Origin of the sequence: Anaerocolumna sp. AGMB13025, assembly GCF_029689925.1 — a bacterium.
Taxonomy (GTDB): domain Bacteria; phylum Bacillota; class Clostridia; order Lachnospirales; family Lachnospiraceae; genus Anaerocolumna.
Genome location: NZ_CP121445.1, coordinates 6,707,871 through 6,732,006 on the forward strand (window position 1 = coordinate 6,707,871; position 24,136 = coordinate 6,732,006).

The following is a 24,136-nucleotide window of genomic DNA, read 5'->3' on the forward strand; positions in this document are numbered from 1 at the left end:
AGGAGGTAACAGCAGAATGGAATATGTAATCAGGGAATGTACCATAAATGATCTTCCCCTACTTCGCAATATATCTTATCAGACCTACGATGATACCTTCCGGGATATGAATAGCGCCTCCAGTATGATTGCCTATCTGGAGCAGGCCTTTGATATTCGTAAACTGCGCGGTGAATTAACAAACAGCCATTCCGCATTCTATTTCCTGTATTTAGGAGAAGAACCGGCAGGTTATCTGAAATTAAACGAATATCAGGTACAGACTGATATTAATGACCCCGAGTCACTTGAAGTAGAGAGAATTTATATCATTAAGAAATTCCAGGGGCAGGGTCTTGGAAGTGTATTAGTGAATAAAGCAATTGAAATAGCAGCCCTTCGGGGTAAACAGTATATCTGGCTTGGTGTTTGGGAAAAGAATAAAAAAGCCATCTCTTTCTACACTGGGAAAGGCTTTTACAAAATGGGAACCCATTCCTTTTTTATGGGAGAAGAAGAACAGACAGATTATATTATGAGAAAAGACTTAAACCAACAGACTGAAAATTAATATATTGGAATCTATTGCAAAATTCACAACATAAAATACTTAAAAGAGAAGGTCATTGCAAACTTCACAACGTAGCCTAAATTACTCGGGAGAGAAGGGCTGATGCAAACTTACAACGTAAATTACTTGGCTTAGAAGGGCTGTTGCAAAATTCACAACATAAATTACTTGCATCAGCCCTTCTAAGCCCAAGTTCAATACCCTAACAATTTCGCAACACCCCTCCGGCTACCACTTCCTTATCCCTTCAGACCTTCCGTACTGATACCCTCCACCAGATATTTCTGGCAAAAGATAAAAATCAGCAGAATCGGCAGAATAGAGAGGGTTGCCATTGCAAACATGGCGCCCCAGTCTGACTGGGTGGAAGGATCAGAAAACATCTTAAGTGCCAGTGACACGGTATAATTGCTGGGATTATTCAGATACAAAAGTGATGCAAGGAAATCGTCCCATTTCCACATAAATGCAAAGATGGCGGAAGTAATCAGTGCCGGTACTATCAAAGGAAGTATAACCCGACCGAATATTCCGTAAAAAGAACATCCGTCGATTTTGGCCGCTTCATCCAGATCTTTTGGAATTCCATATATAAACTGCATAATTAAGAAGATGAAAAATCCGCCCCCGAAATATGCCGGTACAACCAAGGGTAAAATGGTGCCAATCCATCCTGCCCGGTTAAAAATTATGTATTGCGGTATCATGATAATCTGAAATGGCAGCATCATGGTAAGTAACATCATAACAAACCAGATTTTTCTTCCTTTGAACCGGAGCCTGGAGAGCCCATAGGCTATACAAGCCGAGGAAAAAACGGAGCCTGCTGTTGAAAGCCCGGATATAATAAAAGAGTTTTTAAAGAAGGTTGAAAAACTAATACCGCCAAAGCCTCTAAAACCGGTAGTATAATTAGACGGATAAAACTTTTTTGGCAGTAAAGTCCCTGCATTGGCAAAGATTTCATTACTTGGCTTAAAGGAACTCATTATCATCCATAGCAGCGGATAAATCATTACAAATCCCAGCAAAACAGCCACCACATGATAAAGTACGGGTTTTATTTTTGTTCTAGCTATCATTATTAACACCTAACCTCCTTCCTGAATTTATTCATCGTCCGAAGCACGGTATACCCAGCTGCTGGAAGACCTGAAAATCAAAACCGTAAGCAGCGCTACCACGGCAAGCATAAACCAAGCCATAGCCGAACCATAACCCATTTCTGAATACTGAAAGGACCGCTGATACATATAAACCGTATAGAAAAGCGTGGAGTTTAAAGGTTTTCCGCCAGTAATAACGTAACTCTGGGTAAATGCCATAAAAGCATTAATGGTTTGCTGGATCAGGTTAAAGAAGATAACCGGAGTAAGCATAGGAAGGGTAATTTTGAAAAACTGCATTATTCTTGAACATCCGTCTACCCTGGCTGCTTCATACAACGTAGTTGGAATCTGCTTTAATCCAGCTAAAAATACCAGCATGGAGGAACCGAACTGCCACACAGAAAGAATTATAAGCGTCCAGATTGCTGTCTTTGTACCACTAAGCCATCCGATACTACTGTTTATACCAAGGTGCTGCAGTATGCCATTAATGACACCATCGGAGGCAAACATACGCCTCCAAAGAACTGCCACAGCAACACTGCCCCCCATAATAGAAGGAAGATAATAAACTGCCCGGTAAACGGAAGTCGCTCTGCTGGTTCTTTGAAAAAATATGGCAATCATAAGGGCCATGATCAGTTTTAAGGGGACTGATATTATGGCATAGAAAAATGTAACTCCAAAGCTTTTCCAGAAAACCTTATCCTGTGTCAGCATTCTGATATAATTATCAAGCCCCGCAAACTTTGGTGTGGAAAGTATATCATAATTGGTAAAGGAAAGTGCCAATGAGGCAATCATGGGAATCAGGGTAAAGGCAAACAAGCCAATGATAAACGGCGTAATAAAAACATACCCAGCTACCTGTTCTCTTTGTAGAAAAGTCATAATTCGCTTTTGGTTTTTTATTGGAATCCCCTCCTCTTTTAAATTTTATAATAATCAGGTAATTGCAAAACAAGGTTATTGCATCTATATTCCATAAAACTACTACAGACTCATTGTCTAGCAGCTTAAGACACGTTGTCCTTTTTAACAGTTTAAGACTTATTGTCCCTTTAAGCTGCTTAAGACTTATTGTCCTTTCTTAGCTAAAATCTCATTGGCTTCTTTTATAAATCTGGAGGCGGCATCCTTTGGAGTCGCTTCATGGTAACGAACGGAATCCGTCAGATCACCCAAAAGAGTAATCACTTCATTGGAACCGGCAGGATAAGGCGGGTCAATGGGTGTTGCCACTTGTGTTACCTTAGCAATATAATCAAACTGCTGTTTCTGAATTTCATCCAGGGATGGTTCCATATATTTTGCCATTTTTGAAGAGATTGGTACCCCACGCTCTGCTTTTAAATTATCCTGAGCCTTCTCAGAATTTGTAAAATAATTAATTACATCAACTGCCGTATCCTTATATTTTGATGATTCTGCAACACACCAGAACATGGACGGTCTTAAATACATATTTTCGCTGGTTGCATCATCGGTCTGAGGATACATTACCATCTGTAAATCATCTTTATTTGCATTACGGATTGCTGCAATCTGATTGGAAGCCGGGAATGCGATCCAGGCCTTACCGGTAGCAATCGGACTACCTTCTACACCGGCTGTAGTAGCTTCCTGTAACACATCGATTGTAAGACCCCAATTACTGTTAATTTCTTCATCAATATCTGTAAAGTATTGCAGTGCTGTTTCTTCACTGATGCCAAGCTTAGCATTTTTACTGTCAAAGAGTACTTCACCCTTATTTCTAGCCATCATCTGCAAAGCCCATTCTGTTGAAGGCATATCGGTAGACACATCTACTTTTTCTTTCATTTGAGCGGCAAGTCCTTTGATTTCACTATAAGTAGGATGATCTGAAATCGTAAGTCCTGCCTTTTTTAACATATCTGCATTATAAACGGTGCATACGGCATTCACACCGGCAACAATACCGAATAAAGAACCGTTCATTTTACCTGCTGTCAGAACGCTGTCATTAACATCTGCTACATTTAGTGCGCCGGAGGTTACATATGCATCCATGTTAGCAAGCTGATTCTTCTCCTGATACTGAGATATATAGGCATAGTCCTGTTGGATGATATCCGGCAGGTTATCAGACGCTGCCTGGGTAGCCATCTTATCCCAGTAACCACTCCAGTCTGAAAATTCAGTTTCAAAAGTTACATTGGGATGTTCTTTTGTATAAGCATCCAATGCAGCTAATGTTGTATCATTACGGACCTGATTACCCCACCAGGCGATTCTTATTTTTTGGGCTTTCTCCTCTGTCCCTGTACTGCTACTTGAGCTGTCACCTGAAATATTACCACTTTCCGTGTCCTTACTCTTTGTACAAGCGGTTAAGGAGCCAACTACCATCACGGAAACAAGAAGCAGCGCTGCCCCACGTTTTAAAATAGTTCCTAACTTTACCATAATTAATCCTCCTCTGTTTTAAATAGGGATAAGCACGAAGGCTTTACCTGTTTAAAAATAATATCATACTACAATAACCCTGTTTTGCAATTACCTAAATCCTAACTGTAAGATACCAAAGAAATTGTATATAACTTATATCTCATAACTAAAGGGCTCCATAAATCACACAAGTGCCAAAAATTATCCTCCTGTTTTTTTACATTCCTTTCATTTCAAAGTTATAAAGGGATGAAACCCGTCGGTTACTTTTTCAAGGATATCGTAAAAATGAATAAAAAGAAATAAAAAAAACTTTGTTTTATGTTCAAAAAAACGACTGGTTTAAAAAAACACTTTACCCGGTTGTGAATACTTAATATAATATTTTAAGAGGTAAGGAAAGGATAACTGCATGAAGATAACTACATCATTTTCAACGATTAAAAATGTCCCTTTAAAATATAAATTAATCTTTATTACACTTTTGGTGGCACTGGTTATAGGCGGAGAATCCATTATGGGCTTGCAGCAGGTGGTGGACAGCTCCAATAAGTTAATCTATAAGCAAACTGCTACTTCCATGGGTTATTTGTCCAAGGAAATAGCAAATGCCCTGGATACCATAGAGGGCGATACCTTAACCATAGCGGTAAATCAGACTCTTCAGAAGAATATTGGTACGTTGAACACTTCTTCGTATTTAAACATTCGCTCTGCTGCTCAAAAAGAAATACTAAAAGTCATCTATACCAACTTTAATTCCGACGTAATCAGTATTTCTGTTCTGCCTGAGTCCGGGGATCGCATCGTCTGGGGACAAAATTCTTCGCCAGAACGTCCTGAAATACTTGACGCCGCCAAGGAGCTTGCTGCCAAAAGAAACGGCTCCCCTGGCTGGATGCCGTCTGGTAGAACGGACGGCAGTATATTATGCGTACGCCAGATTAAAAAAATAAAGGCGCTCTCTCTGGAATCCATGGGTATTGTAATAATACGGGTCAATTTAAACCGAATCGTCCGTGATACCGCTAAACGGGTTATGGGGACCCCTTCCTATACCATTAATATCTATGACGGTAGTATCCGGCTTTACCCCGCAGACATTGAGGATTCTATGGCTGTTTTTCCCCCTCCAGAGGAGAAGGAAGCCAATACCTATTCCATCCAGAAATTTGCGGATAACATGTATTTTGTAACCCGCATCCCCATTGCTACGTCGTCCATAAACTGGTCCCTCACGATGGGCGTACCCTATAACGATTTGTTCTATACCGTGAAAGAAGCAAAAGCCACCTATATCTTCCGCATCGTTATAGCCGTAATTCTTACCGTTCTTTTATCCGGACTGTTATTTAGGGATATCACGGTACAATTTAACTATTTGCTGGAAAAGATGCGCAGGGTACGTTCGGGTAATCTGGAACTATACCCCTTCCCCAAAAAGAAGCGCCAGGACGAACTTGGTCATTTAAATCAATATTTTGACCAGATGACTGCGGATTTTAAAAAAGTTATCGAAGATAATTATATAAAAGAGCTGCTGCTGGCCGAAACACAGTTAAAATCCCTGGAGCAGCAGATAAACCCACATTTTCTTTATAATTCCCTGGAAACAATCCATTGGTTTGCCAGCCGCAGCGGTGAAAAAAACATCTCTGTCATTGTTCAGGCCTTAGGAAATCTTCTGCGCAGCAGCCTTTCTGAAAAACAGGACCTGATTTCATTAGCAGAAGAAATAAAGAGTTTGGAAAACTACCTGCTGATCCAAAAGATACGATTTCCGGATACTTTATCGGTTTCACTGGAAATTGCCGATGAGGCCAGACCGTATTTCGTGCCCAAGATGTCCATCCAGCCCCTGGTGGAAAATGCTATTATTTATGGGCTGGAGGAAAATATCGACGGCTGCCTGATTGTTATCCGGGCAGGCATTAACGAGGATATGCTCCATGTGGAAGTAGAGAATAACGGTTCAGAAATTAATGAAAATATATTACAACTCTTAAAAGAACACAAGGTGACTGCCAGAAGAAACGGAGTTGGACTTACCAATATTGACAGCCGTATAAAATTATTATTCGGCAATTCCTATGGCCTGCAGTTGAAAAATGATAATAACCATGTAATTGTTTCTTTTGATATTCCTGCCAAAACAGAGGAAAGCAGCGGTCTTAAGCAAAAGATACAGCTTTAATTGACAAATTACAAATTATACTACCAATTACATAGGCAATTACGAGACCAAAAACAAGCTGAAAGGAAGAATAGATATGTTTACCATGATTGTTGCAGATGATGAAAAAGTTATCCGAGAGTCCATAGTGGAATGCATTGACTGGGAATCACATGATGTAAAAATCGTCGCCACCTGTAATAATGGTGTGGAGGTAATGGATGCCATTATGGATGAGTCTCCCGATATTGTATTGACTGATATTAAAATGCCTGGCTTTACCGGATTGGAGCTGATTGAGAAAATAGGGCAGATGGATCCGGATGTAGAATTTATTATTTTATCCGGTTATAAAGAATTCGATTTTGCCTCTCAGGCCATACAGCTGGGGGTACGCTGCTATCTGTTAAAACCTGCCGGTGAAGAACAGTTGATTTCGGCTGTAGAAAACGCAAAAGCAAACTCCCTGCTCAAAAAAAAACAGAGTTCTATGGTACAGGAGCAAAAACGCCTTAGTGAACAGGCCGAGGAGTATCACAGACAGCTTCTTTTATATGATATTTTTGTTGCGGGTACGGACCCGGTTAGAGCTGTTCAAAACCTGAATGCAGAAAGCTCTGACGGATATTTAATTGCTTATTTTTCTTTTGTTGAAGAGGATTTTTTAATTCCTTTTGCAGATGCCCTCTATCAGCATCTTGGTAATTTGGGCGTTAAGCCCATTGTGGATTTTTTGTATGTTCAGCATTCCATGGCACTCCTTGTAAAGCTTAGTGAAGGTCTGTCTGATAAACTCAGGATTTTCAGTGAACAGATCTGCTTACCCGGTCAGACCCTTCGAATCAGCTATAACGCAAATACTTACGAGGACCTGGCAAAAGGGCTCACTCAGCTGACTTCCAAATTATTAAGATACCCCAAAATATTCAGCATTAACCGTCACCTACAGCAAAGGGAGTTATATAATGCCTTCTTATCCTTTGAAAAGATACAAATTTTAACTCGCCAGCTGTTACATTTAAAAGACCAGGAGCGGGGTGACACAGAGATACAAAAACTGCTGCAAAGCTATTTTTTCCCAGTGGAGGATATGGAGCTGCTTCATAACTACGGTATCCATCTGTTGTCCCAGTTAATGCGGAAACTGCCGGAAACCGTATACTACAAATCCATCTATCATGATTTACTGGAAAAACTATCGTCCTGCCAGGATATGAAAGTATACCGTGAACTTTTTAAGGAACATATTCTTTTACTGCTTTCTGCGGATAGCGAAAAAAATTCCATCATTGCACAAGTAAAAAATTATGTGGAGGAGAATCTTTCCGATCCTGATATTTCACTGAAAAAAATCGCCAGAGAGCAGATACATATGAACGTAGATTATTTAAGCAGAATTTTTGCCAAGGATAATGGTGAAAAGTTCTCCCATTACTTAAACCGACGCAGGATTGAGACTGCGAAGGATCTGCTTTTAAAACAGAACGCCACCATTTCCTTTGTTGCTAACAAAGTCGGCTGCGGAAATAATCCAAGATATTTCAGTCAGATTTTTAAAAAATATACCGGTTATACTCCTTCTGGCTATATGGAACAATATGCAAAGAAATAAATCCAGTCTTTATCAATTGTTCCTTTACCATAAAAACAAGTCAACTTTTATATATGAAAAGGTTTAGGAATAAAAACCCTGGAAACTTATCGGAGTTTTATCCCTAAACCTTTCTATGTATATCCTGTTAATTATTCAAACTTCGCAGTTGTTTTTGTCTTGTATACTTGATAAGATCAGCAAGGAAGGTGATTAAGAAAGCATTGATTATGCTATCCTTTCATTATCTTATGCTGTTATAATTAATATGCTTTGGCAGTCCGCCTATCATGATGGGAGTCAGTTCCTCCTGGATTAACGGTCTGGCATAGTCCATAAATTCTTCTGTAACACCCGTGCTGTCCTTTTTAATCCATTCGTAAGGGACTTTTTTCTCTATATTGGCTATTTTATGGATATCAAATGTTTCTGTTGCGCATTGATAGGGTCCCTTGCTTACTCGGGTAAGGATAACCATTTCCCCGGTCTTCCCTTCTAAGGCTGCCTTCACTGCCGCAGCACCTACCTGATAGGCTTCGGTTATGTCTACTAAGGATGCCATATGGGAGGCACAGCGCTGTAAGGTATTTAACTCAATCCCTCTGGATTTGCAGCCGATTTCCCTGGAAATCAAATTGGATAAGTATTTTCCTGAGCCGCTTAAATACGCATGACCGAACTGGTCGGTATGTTTCACATCCTCTGCCAGTTCACAAATATATCTCCCATCTGCAAGATGGATGCCTTCCGATACCGCAATAACCAGTGCTTTTTTCGATTTTTGAAGGTGTTCTACCTGTGTAATAAAATCCTCTGTACTAAAATCCACTTCCGGCAGGTATATTAAGTCCGGTCCGCTGCATTCGGTACTTTCTGCCAAAGCCGCCGCACCGGTAAGCCAGCCCACATTGCGTCCCATAATTTCTATGATAGTCACATTTTTTTGGTCGTATACCAGACTATCACGTATGATTTCCTTTGTAGTAGCTGCGATGAATTTAGCCGCACTGCCGTAACCGGGGGTATGATCGGTTGCTGCCAGATCGTTATCTATGGTCTTTGGTACACCGATAAAACGAATCTTACTTCCTATGATTTTCCCATAATCCGATAACTTCTTAATGGTATCCATTGAATCATTCCCGCCGATATAGAAAAAGCACTCTATATTAAGCTTACGTAATATCACAAAAATCTTCTCGTAAATACTTAAATCTGCCTTATAATCCGGCAATTTAAAGCGGCAGGAGCCCAAATAGGAAGAAGGCGTCCGCTTTAATAATTCTATTTCTAATTCACTATGAAAATGTTCATCTAAATCCACATATTTATCTTCCAACAAGCCTTGTATTCCAAAAAGCATTCCATATACTTTGCCTGCTCCCTGATCCTTCGCTGTTTGATACACTCCAGCCAGACTGGAATTGATTACTGCAGTAGGTCCTCCAGATTGACCAACCAGGACATTACCCATCATTCTTTCTCCTCCGTATGTTTAAGGTCACACCAGTTTCCCGTATTGACTGTCTACTATTAGATTAATCTAAAATGACTTTTTATTTGCGCTAGTACACAATAGCATTTACTCTTATCCGATGTCAATATGTTAGGGACCTTTCGAAATTATTCCAGTTACTAAACTAATTTTTTCATAAAATTAAGCCGCCATTTTCTCTAATATCTGGAAAATGGCAGCCATAATTTGTAATTTTCACTAAATTTTTTTTATTTACAGGCTTATTATTTTAGAACTATTATGCAATAGTTCTAAAAGAGAATAGGTACTCCTCCCTATCCATGGATTTTATCATAAATAATATCACTGAGTCTTCCAAACTGCTCCAGGGTCAGAGCTTCCCCTCTAATTGTAGGGGATACCTTAAGCTCACTAATTGCTTCTGCTATGGTTTCTTTGGGAAGTTTTACTTCCGCACCATTATTTAAGCCGTTAACCAGGGTCTTTCTTCTTTGATTAAAGGACTCTCTGATAATACGAAACAGCAGCCTTTCATCCTTAACTTTAACCGGGCTGTCATTATGAAGCGTTAAGCGTATTACGGCAGAACCCACATTAGGTCTTGGCATAAAGCAATTGGGAGGAACGTTGGCAGCAATATAGGGTTTGGCATAATACTGGACTGCCAGGGAAAGTGCCCCATAGTCCTTGGTTCCTGGTCCTGACTGCATCCGGTCGGCTACCTCTTTTTGTACCATTACGGTTATATTCTCTATCGGTACATGAGCTTCAAATAATCCCATAATAATAGGTGTAGTAATATAATATGGCAGATTGGCAACGATTTTTACAGGCTTTCCGTTATTCTTTTCCTGAACCAGTTTATTGATATCTACTTTTAGTATATCTTCGTTCATCACCGTAACATTATCATAAGTTGATAAGGTGTCCTCTAATATGGGAATCAGGGATTTATCGATTTCTACGGCAATGACTTCTCTGGCAGCTTCACACAGGTACTGGGTTAAAGTCCCGATTCCCGGACCAATTTCAAGTACCATATCGTCCTTGGTAACTTCGGCAGCTTTAATGATTTTATCCAATACATGGGTATCAATTAAAAAGTTCTGTCCGTATTTCTTCTGAAATACAAAATGATATTTATTTAAAATTTCTATGGTTTCCTTCGGATTACCTAATTTATTCTGCATATAGTATTTCCAATCTTATTTTAGTTTTATAACCTGAACCTATACGGTGCTTATTCTGTGCTTATTTGAATTTTTTATTTGATTCCATACATTGTTTTTGCATTCTGTTCTGTGATGGAGATCACTTCTTCATAAGGAATACTTTTTAGTGCGGCGATTTCCTTAGCCACATAAATAAGATTCAGGGAAGAATTCCTTTTGCCCCGGTTCGGCTCCGGTGCCAGATAAGGGCAGTCTGTCTCTAGTATCAGCTGCTCAATGGGGGCATATTCCACTACTTCTTTTAGTTTTTTAGCGTTTTTAAAAGTGACCACGCCACCGATTCCTAGATAAAATCCCATATCCAGATAGTTTTTAGCCATTTCCTTTCCATAGGAAAAACAATGAATAACACCACCGGTTTCTTTCAGTCCTGCCGCTTTTATCATATCGTACGTATCTGCTGCCGCATCCCTGCTGTGAATAATTGCCGGAAGCTTTACTTCTAAAGCCAGCTCCATCTGCCTGTTAAACCATTCTTTCTGGATTTGCCGTTCTGGCGTATCCCAGTAATAATCAAGACCGATTTCACCAATTGCCACTACTTTTTTTAACAAGGCAGCTTCTTTTAACCATTTAAATTTTTCTTCGTCTAATTCAGCAGTTTCACTGGGATGGACTCCGACAGCTCCATATACAAAGGGAAACTGTTCCGTTAATTCCAGAGTCTTTTTTGTTGTATCTATACTTGCACCTACATTTACAACATATTCGATACCAGCCTCATACAGGCTGTTTAATAAACTTTCTCTATCTTCATCAAAAGCTTCATCATCATAATGAGCATGTGTTTCAAAAATCATGATAAACTCCAGTCCGTGTGCTTTAGCACACATCTAAATCAGGATGTTGTAAAACTGTTTTGGGTTTTCAACTTAATATCTTACTTTAGTTCATAATGTATTATAGTGATTTTCTGTTATTTTGTCTATGTTTTCTTATAAATAATTCAAGTGCCGGAAGTCCTTGTAATATATCAGGTGAAATATCGCTCTATATTTACCAAATATAATTCATAGGATTTTTCGGCACTTGATATGTACTTATATCAAATCATTCCGTAGCTGCTATTTTTCCAATTATGCAATTTAAGGGCGGCATAGGCAGATTATATTGTCCCCTTAGCAGAACTTAATTGTAACCACCCCACCAGAATCCCGGTTGCTCAGTACTAATTGTCCTGCATGGGTTTTTACTACCTGGGCTGCAAACCAAAGCCCAAGACCATTGTGTCCATCGGCGCTGCGGGCTGTCTCATTACGCCACAGGTACTCTGTTGCATGATGTAATGCCGCCTTGCTAAAGCCAGGACCTTCATCACACACCGTGACTTGCCAGCCCCCGTCTATCATATTGCCTGCTAAATACACGTTTCCACCTGCCGGTGTATGCTCGATGGCATTCTGCACCACATTACCCAGGGCACGTAGTAGATGACCTTTTTGAATGTTCGCAAACCCCTCCAGACCATTTTGGGTTTGCAGGCTAACTCCCTTGGTTTCTGCAATGACCATTGTACTCTGACAAAGCTCGTCAAACACAGCTGGCAGGCCGATGTGTTCAAATGCCTCATCCCCACCGGCGGAGGCTTTCAGCAGGCTTGCAACATACTGTTTTGCCCGGTCATTGCTTGCCATAATCGTTTCTACCATTTTACGGCTGCTCTCAGACAGATCCTCATCCAGCAGAAGTTCGGCATTGCCCCCCACCAGAGTGAGGGGGGTTTTTAAATCATGTGCAAGTGCTGCTATTTCTGCCTCCCGTTGCTGCTGTGTCGCCCACTGAGAGGACAAGGAGTTGTATAATTCCTCCCGCATATGCTCCATAGCACCAAGGGCCTGGTCATACTCCCTTATGCCCGCATAGGGAATTACAAAATCCAACTCCTGTGCGCCTACCTTCTCACTCACATCCCCAAACAACTTTAACTTGGCCGAGAGATGCTGCCCAAGCCACAGGATATTAAACACCAGGCAAAGCACCAAGGCTGCGCCAAAAGTAGACAGCCACAGGTATTCAAAGGGAGGCAGCAGGTGGCGCAGCACCGGATTGACAAACTCTGCCCTGTATTCCCAGTGAAAGATTACAGTGCTTCCATCTGAATAGGTATGTCTGGCAACATGTATATCGTAAGCATCTTCCTGTAAAAACCCGGTCAGGACCTTAAGTTTTTTTCCCTCTACGTTACTCTTAAGCACCTCGCCGTTTCGGTCAAACAAAGCGTACTCCGCCAGGAAATCATCACCAGGAGAAACAAAAGTTTTTGGATCTTTGGAAAGTATTTGCTCCACTTGTAGGTTGGAGACATATCCCCGGTATATAATACCACTCCTTTGAAACTGCCCAAAGCAGGAAGTCCATAACAGGTAGCATAACAGCATACAGCCAAACATTACAATGGCAAAACGCAAAAGCACAAAGGATAGGCTTACAGAACGCTGTCTTTTCTCCATTTATATCCCACCCCCCAAACAGTTTCTATTGGACTTAGACCGACGACTTTTAACTTGATGCGGATATTTTTAATGTGCTCTGCAAGTACCGACGAATCGCCTTCCGCGTCGTAACCGAAAACCGCTTCATATAATTGTTCTTTCGTAAATACCTGTCCGGCATGCAAAGCCAGGTGCTCACAAATGGCGTATTCACCCTTTGTAAAGGATAGGGTATGTTCGCCTGCGATTACCTCTTTTGCCAGCATATCAAAACGAACACCGCCTCGGCTTAAGGTTCGGGTCGGCTGGCGTACCTCCCTCCGCAGATGTGCATTAACCCGTGCGCGAAGTTCTGCAACACTAAATGGCTTTTTTATGTAATCATCAGCACCCAGACCGAACCCCTGTACAAGGGCAGCGTCTTCTGCCTTAGCGGTTAAGAACAATATAGGGCAATCCACTTCGGCACGGATCCGGCTGCAAAGGGAAAAGCCATCCTCGCCGGGCATCATCACATCCAACAGTAAAAGATCGTACATCTGGCACCGGGTGGGCAACACCGTTTTAGCATCCGCTTCGATATCTACCAGGTGACTGTCCTTTCTCAAAGCAGCACGTACCAGATTCAGCATATCAAGGTCATCATCAACCACTAAAACTTTCGACATAGTCAATCCTCCTTGTTTTTTCGAAGAAAAAATGCGACTGCCTTTAGGAGCAGAGGATTTTCCTCCTACTACTCTTGAATCACTTTACCTTCCCATCTACTATACCACAGTATGGATAAAACCAAAACAATCGATGTTGTTGTAATCAGTGAAATGATTCCATAAAAAACTGGTACGCTTGAAAAGTCAAAGTGGTTTTCCAAAAACCGGACCCCCCATTCCCAGGGAATGACCGGCCAGATTTTATCGCCAATCGCATTTTCAAAATAACCTGCTAATATCGTTCCACCTATCCCCAAGAGAATCGAGATACTAAAACCAAACCGAAAAGAAATCGGTATGTGTATTAAATATAAAAATAAGCTGCTGGATATGAATATTACGAATATGGCAAGATAGGAACCGAAGTGTTCCAGGCCAAGATTCAGGATCCAATTCACTCCAATATAGAAACACAATTCATATAATATTATATTTATAGCTGAAAGAAACAGTAAAAAAAGCAGTTTCCCCAGATATACACTTCTTCGCGACGCTACTAATCCCAGAGCATTTTGAATCCCGACTATATTCTTGTCCAAATGAATGAAAATTGGTACAACAATACTAACAAAAACAGGGTAACCTATTTGTAATATTACAAAAAACATCCGCACATCAGAAATAATATGATATCCGCCAGTAGCATAATACGCTAAAAATAATGCCGTTAACACTATGGGTGGTACTATATGCAGAAAGATAATTGGTGTTCGTCTGATTTTGGTAAAATTAGAAAGAAACTCTCTTGTAATAATCATTAGCGGTACACCTGCCTTTTGAACCAGCGCGAAAATATCTCTAAAAGAACTAGCATTGTAAGCACAGATACCAATATCAGTAACAAACTTTTCCCTAAACTTAAAATTAATCTTGAATTTGCTTGAACTAATAACCCGTTTGGCAGAACCCCAAACAATGTAATCATAAGCCTCCCAGACCAGCTATAGGGGAAAAACCAAAACAACGGCGTCAAGGAAAAAAACAAACCACCTATGGCACTGGCAAGAAAATTTATAATCACAGAACCAGTAAATCCTATCTTTTGATCTAAAAACAAACAAAAAGGAATCTGCCATAATAAAGAGAGCCACAATAATACGTATCCGAAAACATAATATCCGGTATGGCCAATTGCAACTGAAATACCTGACGATATGATTTCAGCAATAACCGTGATAACCGATAGCACGAATGATATAATTAATAGATTAAGGGTAATTAGTAATGTTTTAGAAATAAATGTCTTCTTTAAGTCAATCGGCAAACTATAAAGAGTTCGGTATTTGTGTTTCATATCCTTATTATTCACTAAATGACATAAAATCACAACACCCAAAGCTGCAATAGGCATACACCAATTGCAAACAAGGGAACTTGAAAAACCACCTAAACCAATGCCGACAAATATAAATACCATGGATATTAAAATTAAAGCTGCCGGAATAAATAGAATGAGCTTTCTGAATAGGGAGCGTTTAAATTTCAGGTTTTCTGCTTTTAAATAGGTAAGCAACATTAGGAAACACGCTCCTTTCTGACAATATCCATAAACAGCTGTTCCAAATTTTCATTTGCATCAATTTTATCTTGATATAAAAGGGATCCATTGTATATAATTCCTATGTCATCGACAACTTGCTGTACTTCGCTTAATATATGACTTGATATAATTACTGAAATTCCAGAGTCTGCAAAGGTTTTAATCATACTTCTTAATTCTTCAATGCCAAATGGATCTAACCCATTGGTAGGTTCATCTAAGATTAATAATTGGGGGTTGTTTAGCAGTGCTAATGCAATACCCAGCCTCTGTTTCATTCCCAATGAAAACTCTGCTGTCTTTTTATTTTTCGTATTCATTAAGTCCATTTTTTGAAGAACATCTATCCATTTATCTTCTGAAATCCCCATAAGTGTCCCTCGCACTTTTATATTTTCGTAGGCTGTTAAATTCTCATATAGTGGAGGTGATTCGATTAATGAACCAATATTTATTAAATCTTTCCTGGTCCAAGAATGATTGTTGAATAGTATCTGTCCGGAGGTCGGTCTGATAATTCCTGTAATCATCTTTAATAATGTTGATTTGCCGGCACCATTAGGTCCTAATAGACCGTAGACAGAATTTTTTCTTACTGACATAGATAATTCTTTTATTGCATATGTCTTTTTAAATTTTTTAGAAATATTATTGGTTTTTATTATGTACTCATTCATTATAACTTCCTCCATTTCCTATTAAACCCATTGCTAAACCCAGTGTATTTAGCAAGTTCATTTGGGATACTGATACAAAGTAAAACCTTTTTAATTATTTCTGCTATGTTATCAATAATTTTTAAAGATTTTATAAAGAAACAGGTGCATACATAAAGTTTTATTCCGGTCAGCCGCTTGGAACCATTCTTTTAATTATCTTTTTTATCATATAAAATATGGCTTCCATACTTATTATTACTAGTATTAATTCTTTCGCGGATGACAAACTAATTTTGAGAAATTCTATATTTTTAAAATTTCTTAATTTGAAACGGAAAGGAGTTTTTATATGGGTATAAATATAGTTCAGGCTGATCTTAATATAGCTCCAAAAGATTGTTCCCAGTCAGGTATTAAATCTCTTCCCTGTGACACCGGCGAAAGGAATTCTTTGTATACACCCTCACTTGGTATGGCATATGTTCCCATGCAGCAATATAAGGAACTGTATGATGCGGATTATGCATTGCAGGTGGGTACTATTTTTAAAGAATTGGATTTACCTTTTTACGGAATAGGAGGTACTCTTTTATGAATCAGGATAAATGTAACTCCATGAAGAATTTACAGGCGGTCAGCTTTGTTTTGGATGACTTAAGATTGTTTTTAGATACCCATCCCTTTGAAGCAGAAGCCCTGAATAACTATGAGAACTATAAGAAACAGCGTAAACAAGCCCTGGAGGATTATGAGAAAAACTTCGGACCGATACTTTGTTACTGTGTGAAGGAAGATAAACAATGGACCTGGGTAGACAGCCCATGGCCCTGGGAAGGTGAGGTGTAAGATATGTGGACTTATGAAAGACGGCTTCAGTTTCCGGTAAATATTACGAAACCAAATCCAAAAATGGCTCAGCTTATTATCAGCCAGTTTGGCGGACCTGACGGAGAATTGGCAGCCTCCATGCGGTATCTCTCACAAAGATATTCTATGCCTTATAAAGAAGTCGCCGGATTATTAACAGATATAGGTACGGAGGAACTGGCCCATATGGAAATTATCAGTGCCATCGTATATCAGTTAACAAAAAATTTAAGCCTGGAGGAAATCAAAACCGGGGGATTTGATGCCTATTATATCGATCATACCACCGCACTCTGGCCTCAGGCCGCCGGTGGTATTCCTTTTAATTCCTGTTTTTTTCAGTCAAAGGGAGATGCCCTGACAGATCTTACAGAAGACCTGGCGGCAGAACAGAAAGCACGTACCACTTATGATAATATTCTAAGGCTTATTACGGATCCTGAAATAGTAGATCCCATCCGGTTTTTAAGAGAGCGGGAAGTCATCCATTTTCAACGTTTTGGTGAGGCTTTAGTAAGGGTTCAGGACAGGCTGGATTCCAAGAACTTTTATGCTATAAATGCAGAGCTTGATAAACCCTTGATAAAGCAGTAATTAAAAAATTTAAAAACCTGTCATCACATTATATTTTGAATTCTTCTTTAATATAAGATTTAGCAATATATTTTTGGTGACAGGCTATTTACATAATAAGGTTTCAATAAAAGCCTATGAAAAAAATGATGGCTTATCCGTGTGGTGGAGTCAACAAGATTGGAATATCGTTTATAATGGACATAACTCAGAAGTATTACAGAATTTTGCTACAGCGTTTTCAAATACAGATTTAACGGTTGCAGATACCGGAGATATAATAATAAGATAATTATTCCTTAGCTAAGTAAAATACATAAAATTAGTAAATGTTAAAACTAAAATCCCGTAGTTCCGCAAAAGATGATTTTGACTTTACGGAGCTACGGGATTTTAGTTACTAAATTTAAATTAACAGATTTCAGCACCAGCAGGCATTTTCTTCTCAGGAATCATAAGGGCTAATTCCCCGTTCTCATCCTCCGCGCATAATAACATACCTTCGGATAAAACTCCTGCTAATTTGGCGGGTTTTAAGTTTACTAAAACCATAACCTTCTTACCCACCATCTCTTCTGCTGAATAATGGGCTTTAATCCCGGATACGATTTGTTTAACCTGGCTTCCGATTTTAACCTGGGAGCATAAAAGCTTTTTAGATTTGGGTACTTCTTCACAGGCAATGATTTCACCTACCTGGAACTGCAGTTTCATAAAATCATCATACGTGATTTCGTCTTTGGCGGGAATATCAATAACCGCTTCGTCAGTCCTGGCTGGTTCACTGCCAGCTTCCAACGCACCGCTTTCTTTAGTTTCTGCTGCCTTTTTTGCTTCTACTTTCTCTAATACTTCTTTTAAATCTAAACGTGCAAATAAGATTTCAGGGGTTTTCGTAACCACCGTGCCAGAGGGGTATACTCCGTAAGTGCTTAATTCATCAATGGTTCTTCCCTTGGTATTTAACTGGGCAAAGATTTTAGCGGAAGTTTCCGGCATAAAGGATTCTAAGAGGCTCGCACCAATACAGATACTTTCTACCAGGTTATATAACACGGTTTCCAGTCTGCCTTTTTTCTCTTCGTCCTTCGCTAACACCCAAGGCATAGTCTCATCAATATATTTATTGCAGCGTTTAAATAATGTAAAGATCTCTGTCAGGGCATCTGCCACTCTTAACTGTTCCATTTTAGCAACAACTTTTTCCGGGGTTTTAAGGGCAAGCTGTATCAATTCTTCATCTACGGTTTCTTTGACACCGGCATTGCTTACAATACCGTCAAAATACTTATTTGACATGGAGATGGTTCTGTTCACCAGGTTGCCTAAGGTATTGGCAAGTTCCGAATTCATTCTCTCCACCATAAGTTCCCAGGTAATGACACCGTCATTATCAAATGGCATTTCATGAAGCACAAAGTAACGCACCGCATCTACGCCAAAAAATTCTACCAGCTCATCGGCATACAGTACATTTCCCTTGGATTTACTCATTTTGCCTTCGCCCTGTAACAGCCAGGGATGACCAAATACCTGCCCTGGCAGGGGAACTTCAAGAGCCATTAACATAATTGGCCAGTATATGGTATGGAAACGTAAAATATCCTTACCGATTAGATGCAAATCAGCCGGCCAGAACTTTTTATATAAGTCACCGTGATTACCATCCACATCATAACCTAAGCCGGTAATATAGTTGCTTAAGGCATCCAGCCACACATATACTACATGTTTGTCGTCAAAATCCACAGGAATGCCCCATTTAAAGGAGGTTCTGGAAACACAGAGATCCTGAAGCCCCGGGATAAGGAAATTGTTCATCATTTCATTTTTTCTGGACTCCGGCTGGATAAACTCCGGGTGGGTATTGATGTGTTCAATCAAACGATCGGTATAATTGCTTAATTTAAGAAAATAAGCTTCTTCTTTCGCAGGCTGTACTTCTCTGCCGCAATCCGGACATTTGCCATCTACTAACTGAGAGGCGGTAAAGAAGGACTCGCAAGGGGTACAATACATTCCTTCATAATGCCCTTTATAGATATCTCCTTTTTCATATAGCTTCTTAAATATCTTCTGAACCTGTTTTTCATGATATTCATCCGTGGTACGGACAAATTTATCATATGAGGTGTTCATGATATCCCAGATATCTTTGATCTGCCCTGCTACGTTATCTACATATTCCTTTGGGGTAATTCCTGCCTCGGAGGCTTTATTCTCAATCTTCTGTCCGTGTTCGTCCGTTCCGGTCTGGAAAAACACCTCATAGCCCTGCTGCCTTTTAAATCTTGCAATACTGTCTGCTAACACAATTTCATAACTGTTTCCGATATGAGGCTTTCCGGAAGTATATGCTATTGCTGTTGTAATGTAATATGGTTTTTTGCTCATATGATCCCTCCTAAACTAAAAAATCAAAAAAAGCCCCCGTCTTTATTCTTAAAGACGAGAGCTAACATCCCGTGGTACCACTTTAATTCAGTCTGTCTCTAAAGCCCAGACCCTTATCTGCTGCAAGATAACAGCATATCACAATAACGGATGCACCCGTCGCAGCCTAAGGAAACGCTTTGCTTCCCTCAGTGCGCAGCTCCAAGACCATCTTCAACAATTCACCAATGACTCTTTTTCAGCTTAACAGAGTTCTCTGTACATGGCAGCCTTGTTTACTCTTCTTTTCTCAGCCTTTTGAATATAATTATTTTATTACCGTATGGATATACTAATTATTAGTTTACCCATATTTTCTAAAATTTAGAATAGCACGTAGGATTTATTTTGTCAACAAAGGAAATTGATTTGGTTAGAGAATTCCTTTATCTGCTTACATCCTTCAAATCTGCAACATAAACTATACTTCGGGAACCAAATACATACATTTTATTATTCAGTACCTGTGCTGATTTCATAATCATCTGCATACTTACATCTTGAATGGTCCAATGAACGGCATCCTCAGACAGGCTTATGGTTCCTCCGCAGCCAAGGGCAACAAACAGATCACCGGTATAATAGATACCATAATACCCTTCACCTACTCCTTCTCTTGACCAATTATCACTTAAGCTGCTTTCCGTCCACTTTTTCCCGTCTGCTGATTTATATAACATGGAGGTTTCCGTAGAATATGAGGTATCTGAAGAGGTAACGACAAAAGTTCCTTTTGCCCAGACGATGTCGGAATAATTATTGGTATCACTGCGTTTCACCTTTGACCACTTAATACCGTTATCCGACACCAGCATTAAGGCTTCATCACCTACTGCAACAAAGGTTTTTCCATTCCAGGCAATGGATTTAATATCGCTTTTTACATTTGTTTTCTGTTTCACCCAGGTTTTTAAATCCTTTGATGACAGAATTAAGCCATGGGTTCCGGTGACATAATACGTATTTTTTACTTTTATAATTCGATATAGCGTTTCACTTGTAGGGGATTTGCTTTCCACCCATTTCAAACCATCCGTTGATGACATCATCAGACCCTGGTAGCCTACGGCAAAAAAGCGTTTACCAGTCCATACCAGATCGTATAACGGATATTTTCCCTTTACCATCGAGTATTTATTCGTTCCATTTGGACTAATTTGAAGCAAGCCCTGATAATCAAAACTTTCTACTTCCGGGTCAAGAATATCCAGATCTCCTCCAACGGCAACCAATTTCCCATTGCCAATAGCAGAACGGTTGATATCCCAAGGCTTGTGATTGGTACTTTTCTTGAGTTTCCAATTAACACCATCAGAAGAAGTAAATTTACCTTTATATGGGTAGCTGACATAATTTTTACCGTCATATTCCATGGTTTCAATATCAAAACCAGTAGTACTGCTTTTCAGGTCCGTCCAGGTTTTTCCATCTCTTGAAGTACGGTTAATTAATATAATCTCTTTTTTCTTTCGTTCATCAGCATAGCGAAAGCCCTCCAGATAAAAACGGTCCTTTACCCAATAAATATCTGACCAGTATATTCCGTTAGAAGAATGCGCCGTCCAATTTACTCCGTCCTTTGAGGTAACAAGAACACAATCTCCCACTGCCACAAAGACTCCATTCGCATAACAGAGATTCCATAAGTTATAATAACTTTCAAAAGGGAGTTTTACCTTTTTCCACTTGATACCATCTTTAGATACCGCACAAATCGCTCCTTCGTAGCCCATTGCCACGAAAGTTCCATTCCCCCAAGCGACACCTTTTATGTCTGTAAAAATATCATTGCTTCTTACTGTCCAGTTAATTCCATCTTCGGAGCTAAAAATTCTGCCTCCATAGCTATTTCCTCCAACCGCTACAAAGATCTTGCCGCTAAACGCTATTTCATCCATCATACCATTCGAATCAAATACCTGCTTATTCAACGTCCAATGGATACCATCCTTAGATATCCAGGTTTTCCCCTCATAGCCAAGACCAACAAATTTATTCTTCCCCCAGGCAATATCCACCAGTTTTACATCTTTAAACTCAGAATTTTTCTTCCATTTCACACCGTCCTTTGAGGTATATCCGTCTTTTGACACATAGATACCATTTCCATATGTATATTCATCTGTATCCAGGTGGTAATCCGAATCAGCAATGGTTTCATCGTACAGGGTTTTCCAGGTTAGCTTAATATCCTTTTTGGTTACATCTTCCTGTTCTTTTACTTTCTGATTATCCGTATTAACAGCAACCTTATTCTGTTTCAATAACACTATTGCGTTTTGGTTTGCCTTATCCTTAAGGTTAATGCAATTATTAGCTGCACTAACCTCTTTCAGATTTTTTAAATCCTGTAGAGAAGATAGAGCCGTAACCTGATTATCGGAAAAGGCAAAAGTCTCAAGTGATGTCAAGGAACGGACAGGCTCAATGCTCGTTATCTTATTATTCACCACATATAACTCCTTTAATGCTGTTAATGCAGCCAGAGGAGTCAGGTCATTGATTTTATTATTATTTATAGACAGATATTCCAATTTAGTCAAACCAGACAATGCACTGATATTACTGATTTGATTATCCGATAAATAAATGTGAGTCAACTCAGTCAATGACATTAGTGGTGATAAATCCGATATTTTATTACCCGGCATCTCAAGGATGCATAATTTCTTCATATTAGACAGCGGGCTGATATCTGTAACCTGGTTTTGACTAATTGTAAGGTACTCCATGTTAATGGCATATTCTAATCCCTGTAAAGACTTTACTTCACCCTTTGTTATATCCAGATAATTTAAAGACGCCATCATCTCTTCCGTAATTGGTCCGTCATAAGCTAATTGACTTCGAATGGCCTTCTCCAGGATGGGATCTCCAAATATAATTCCTTCAGCCCTGACCTTATAAACCGGATTCATCTGGAATAAAAGTACAAAAGCTATAAAAATTACTAAATAACGTTTCGAACTCCGCATAAATTTCCCCTTTATACAATTTATATATGCTTAGCGTATTTTTGCATATTAAATCAATTATTATTTATTTTTGATTAAAAAGCAAGAAATTTGCAACATGAATATGATAAATTTATGTAAATCATGTAAATAATAGGCTAAGCCCAGTCATACTACGAAATCTAACAGGGCTTAGCCTGATAAAGAGGTTGATTTTAATGTAGCAGATTGGTTCTAGGACTTCGATATTTTGTGAATTTATTATAAAATATGTACATTGAAGATTAATTTTACCTATGATATAATGAAGCGAAATACGGCAATGGAAGTAAAAGGATATCTCAACTCTCCCATTCAACATTAAAAAAGCTTACATAACGGAGGATGAATACCTTGTCAGACGTCAACAGTCAGTTTTTATTATCTCTATTAATTATTGCGTTAGGTTATATCAGCAAAAGGCTTAATCTGGTTAAAGAACAGGATGGTGAAGGTATTTCACGTATTATCTTTAACTTTACTCTGCCCTCTCTGGTGATTAATACCTTCAGTACCATTAAAGTCGAACCTTCCTTAGCCCTTATTCCCGTTATTAATATTGTTTATTGTACATTCCTTGCGGCTTTAGCTGTTTTTTTCTTTAAGAAGGAATTCCAGAAGAACAAAGGTGTATTTTCCATGACCTCTGTGGGTTTTAATATTGGCCTGTTTGCCTATCCCTTAGTGGAAGCTTTATGGGGCAAAGAGGGGTTGAAGTATTTTGGTATGTTTGATATGGGTAATGCACTGATTGTATTCGGACTTTGTTTCTTTATGGCAAGTTATTATTCTTCAGAAGACGGCAAAGTGGATTTTAAAGAGCTGCTTAAAAAGATAAGCACCTCGGTTCCTTTACTTGTTTATATTCTTACCCTTTTATTAAATGTTACCGGCTTATCCTATCCTAAGACTGTTCTTGAGGTAACCGGCATCCTTTCAAAAGCGAACATGCCATTGTCATTACTGGTGCTTGGAATTTATTTAAGTTTTTCTTTTGAAAAAAGCTACTGGAAAAGCATGTTTAAAGTTCTCGCTCTACGTTACGGCATCGGTCTGCTGGTTGGACTTTTGTTATTTTTTACTCTGCCCTTTGAGCCGATGTTTCGATATACCGTATTGATTGGTCTGGTATTGCCAATCAGCATGACAGTGATTCCTTATTCTGTACAATTTAATTACGATAAAAAATTCGTAGGAACCCTGACAAACTTTACGATAATTATAAGCTTTATTCTGGTGTGGATTATAGGCCTGGCAGTTTCTTAAACTACGGGCTTATTGTACTAATCTTTTCCGGATAAAATTCCTTCCTCTTTTTCTATCAGCTTTCACTTAAGATATTCTCTAAGTAATTCGTCCTAAGAAAAATATTTCTACTTAGCAAT

20 protein-coding genes and 1 other annotated feature are annotated in these 24,136 nt (G+C 39.2%); of the genes, 7 read left to right on the plus strand and 13 right to left on the minus strand.

Annotated features, from left to right (window positions below; all coding sequences use genetic code 11):
- Positions 1-16 precede the first annotated feature (16 nt).
- The gene (locus QA584_RS28100) at positions 17-550 is read left to right on the plus strand and encodes a GNAT family N-acetyltransferase (protein ID WP_278272405.1); all 534 of its coding nucleotides are present in this window, start codon (positions 17-19) and stop codon (positions 548-550) included.
- A gap of 239 nt (positions 551-789) precedes the next feature.
- Here QA584_RS28100 and QA584_RS28105 read toward each other — a convergent pair whose 3' ends face one another.
- The 3 genes from QA584_RS28105 to QA584_RS28115 form a co-directional block, all read right to left on the minus strand.
- Positions 790-1,632, minus strand: coding sequence for a carbohydrate ABC transporter permease (locus tag QA584_RS28105; RefSeq protein WP_278272406.1), 843 nt, complete (start codon positions 1,630-1,632; stop codon positions 790-792).
- A 27-nt stretch (positions 1,633-1,659) separates the two neighbouring features.
- The gene (locus tag QA584_RS28110; RefSeq protein ID WP_278272407.1) at positions 1,660-2,550 is read right to left on the minus strand and encodes a carbohydrate ABC transporter permease; all 891 of its coding nucleotides are present in this window, start codon (positions 2,548-2,550) and stop codon (positions 1,660-1,662) included.
- Positions 2,551-2,736: 186 nt separating this feature from the next.
- The gene (locus tag QA584_RS28115) at positions 2,737-4,089 is read right to left on the minus strand and encodes an ABC transporter substrate-binding protein (RefSeq protein ID WP_278272408.1); all 1,353 of its coding nucleotides are present in this window, start codon (positions 4,087-4,089) and stop codon (positions 2,737-2,739) included.
- Positions 4,090-4,483: 394 nt separating this feature from the next.
- Between QA584_RS28115 and QA584_RS28120 the strand changes: the two genes are divergently transcribed.
- Complete coding sequence (locus QA584_RS28120; protein WP_278272409.1) at positions 4,484-6,265, plus strand: sensor histidine kinase; 1,782 nt, start codon at positions 4,484-4,486, stop codon at positions 6,263-6,265.
- 76 nt (positions 6,266-6,341) lie between these two features.
- Positions 6,342-7,856, plus strand: coding sequence for a response regulator (locus QA584_RS28125; protein ID WP_278272410.1), 1,515 nt, complete (start codon positions 6,342-6,344; stop codon positions 7,854-7,856).
- A 223-nt stretch (positions 7,857-8,079) separates the two neighbouring features.
- Here QA584_RS28125 and QA584_RS28130 read toward each other — a convergent pair whose 3' ends face one another.
- The 8 genes from QA584_RS28130 to QA584_RS28165 form a co-directional block, all read right to left on the minus strand.
- Positions 8,080-9,312 carry a 6-phosphofructokinase gene (locus QA584_RS28130; RefSeq protein ID WP_278272411.1) on the minus strand — a complete coding sequence of 411 codons (1,233 nt, stop codon included), beginning with the start codon at positions 9,310-9,312 and terminating at the stop codon, positions 8,080-8,082.
- Positions 9,313-9,626: 314 nt separating this feature from the next.
- Positions 9,627-10,502, minus strand: a complete 876-nt coding sequence (rsmA, locus tag QA584_RS28135; protein WP_278272412.1) for a 16S rRNA (adenine(1518)-N(6)/adenine(1519)-N(6))-dimethyltransferase RsmA — start codon at positions 10,500-10,502, stop codon at positions 9,627-9,629.
- Positions 10,503-10,576: 74 nt separating this feature from the next.
- Positions 10,577-11,344, minus strand: coding sequence for a TatD family hydrolase (locus QA584_RS28140; RefSeq protein WP_278272413.1), 768 nt, complete (start codon positions 11,342-11,344; stop codon positions 10,577-10,579).
- Positions 11,345-11,662: 318 nt separating this feature from the next.
- A complete protein-coding gene (locus QA584_RS28145) occupies positions 11,663-12,994 on the minus strand; it encodes a sensor histidine kinase (RefSeq protein WP_278272414.1) in 1,332 nt (443 codons plus the stop codon).
- Complete coding sequence (locus tag QA584_RS28150; RefSeq protein WP_278275247.1) at positions 12,970-13,644, minus strand: response regulator transcription factor; 675 nt, start codon at positions 13,642-13,644, stop codon at positions 12,970-12,972. The genes QA584_RS28145 and QA584_RS28150 overlap by 25 nt, the downstream gene beginning before the upstream one ends.
- A gap of 68 nt (positions 13,645-13,712) precedes the next feature.
- Positions 13,713-14,444 carry a lantibiotic immunity ABC transporter MutG family permease subunit gene (locus QA584_RS28155; RefSeq protein WP_278272415.1) on the minus strand — a complete coding sequence of 244 codons (732 nt, stop codon included), beginning with the start codon at positions 14,442-14,444 and terminating at the stop codon, positions 13,713-13,715.
- Positions 14,444-15,202: a lantibiotic immunity ABC transporter MutE/EpiE family permease subunit gene (locus tag QA584_RS28160; RefSeq protein ID WP_278272416.1), complete on the minus strand. Its 759-nt coding sequence runs from the start codon at positions 15,200-15,202 to the stop codon at positions 14,444-14,446. Before QA584_RS28160 ends, QA584_RS28155 begins: the two co-directional genes overlap by 1 nt.
- A complete protein-coding gene (locus tag QA584_RS28165; RefSeq protein ID WP_278275248.1) occupies positions 15,202-15,903 on the minus strand; it encodes a lantibiotic protection ABC transporter ATP-binding protein in 702 nt (233 codons plus the stop codon). Before QA584_RS28165 ends, QA584_RS28160 begins: the two co-directional genes overlap by 1 nt.
- A 331-nt stretch (positions 15,904-16,234) precedes the next feature.
- Between QA584_RS28165 and QA584_RS28170 the strand changes: the two genes are divergently transcribed.
- From QA584_RS28170 to QA584_RS28180, 3 genes are read left to right on the plus strand one after another with little or no spacing between them, the layout of a single operon-like run.
- Positions 16,235-16,480 carry a spore coat associated protein CotJA gene (locus QA584_RS28170; RefSeq protein ID WP_278272417.1) on the plus strand — a complete coding sequence of 82 codons (246 nt, stop codon included), beginning with the start codon at positions 16,235-16,237 and terminating at the stop codon, positions 16,478-16,480.
- Entirely contained in the window at positions 16,477-16,731 is a 255-nt protein-coding gene (locus QA584_RS28175; RefSeq protein WP_278272418.1) for a spore coat protein CotJB, read from the plus strand. The genes QA584_RS28170 and QA584_RS28175 overlap by 4 nt, the downstream gene beginning before the upstream one ends.
- 3 nt (positions 16,732-16,734) lie before the next feature.
- Positions 16,735-17,346, plus strand: a complete 612-nt coding sequence (locus tag QA584_RS28180) for a manganese catalase family protein (protein ID WP_278272419.1) — start codon at positions 16,735-16,737, stop codon at positions 17,344-17,346.
- Between the two features lie 390 nt (positions 17,347-17,736).
- On the opposite strand, the gene metG is transcribed toward QA584_RS28180, so the two are convergent.
- Both metG and QA584_RS28190 read right to left on the minus strand, forming a co-directional pair.
- Positions 17,737-19,719, minus strand: a complete 1,983-nt coding sequence (gene metG, locus QA584_RS28185; RefSeq protein ID WP_278272420.1) for a methionine--tRNA ligase — start codon at positions 19,717-19,719, stop codon at positions 17,737-17,739.
- A 47-nt stretch (positions 19,720-19,766) separates the two neighbouring features.
- Positions 19,767-20,019 (minus strand) — a binding site (T-box leader).
- A gap of 125 nt (positions 20,020-20,144) precedes the next feature.
- On the minus strand, positions 20,145-22,733 hold the full coding sequence (locus QA584_RS28190; protein ID WP_278272421.1) for a leucine-rich repeat domain-containing protein: 2,589 nt from the start codon (positions 22,731-22,733) through the stop codon (positions 20,145-20,147).
- 372 nt (positions 22,734-23,105) lie between these two features.
- Between QA584_RS28190 and QA584_RS28195 the strand changes: the two genes are divergently transcribed.
- Entirely contained in the window at positions 23,106-24,017 is a 912-nt protein-coding gene (locus tag QA584_RS28195; RefSeq protein ID WP_278272422.1) for an AEC family transporter, read from the plus strand.
- Positions 24,018-24,136 lie beyond the last annotated feature (119 nt).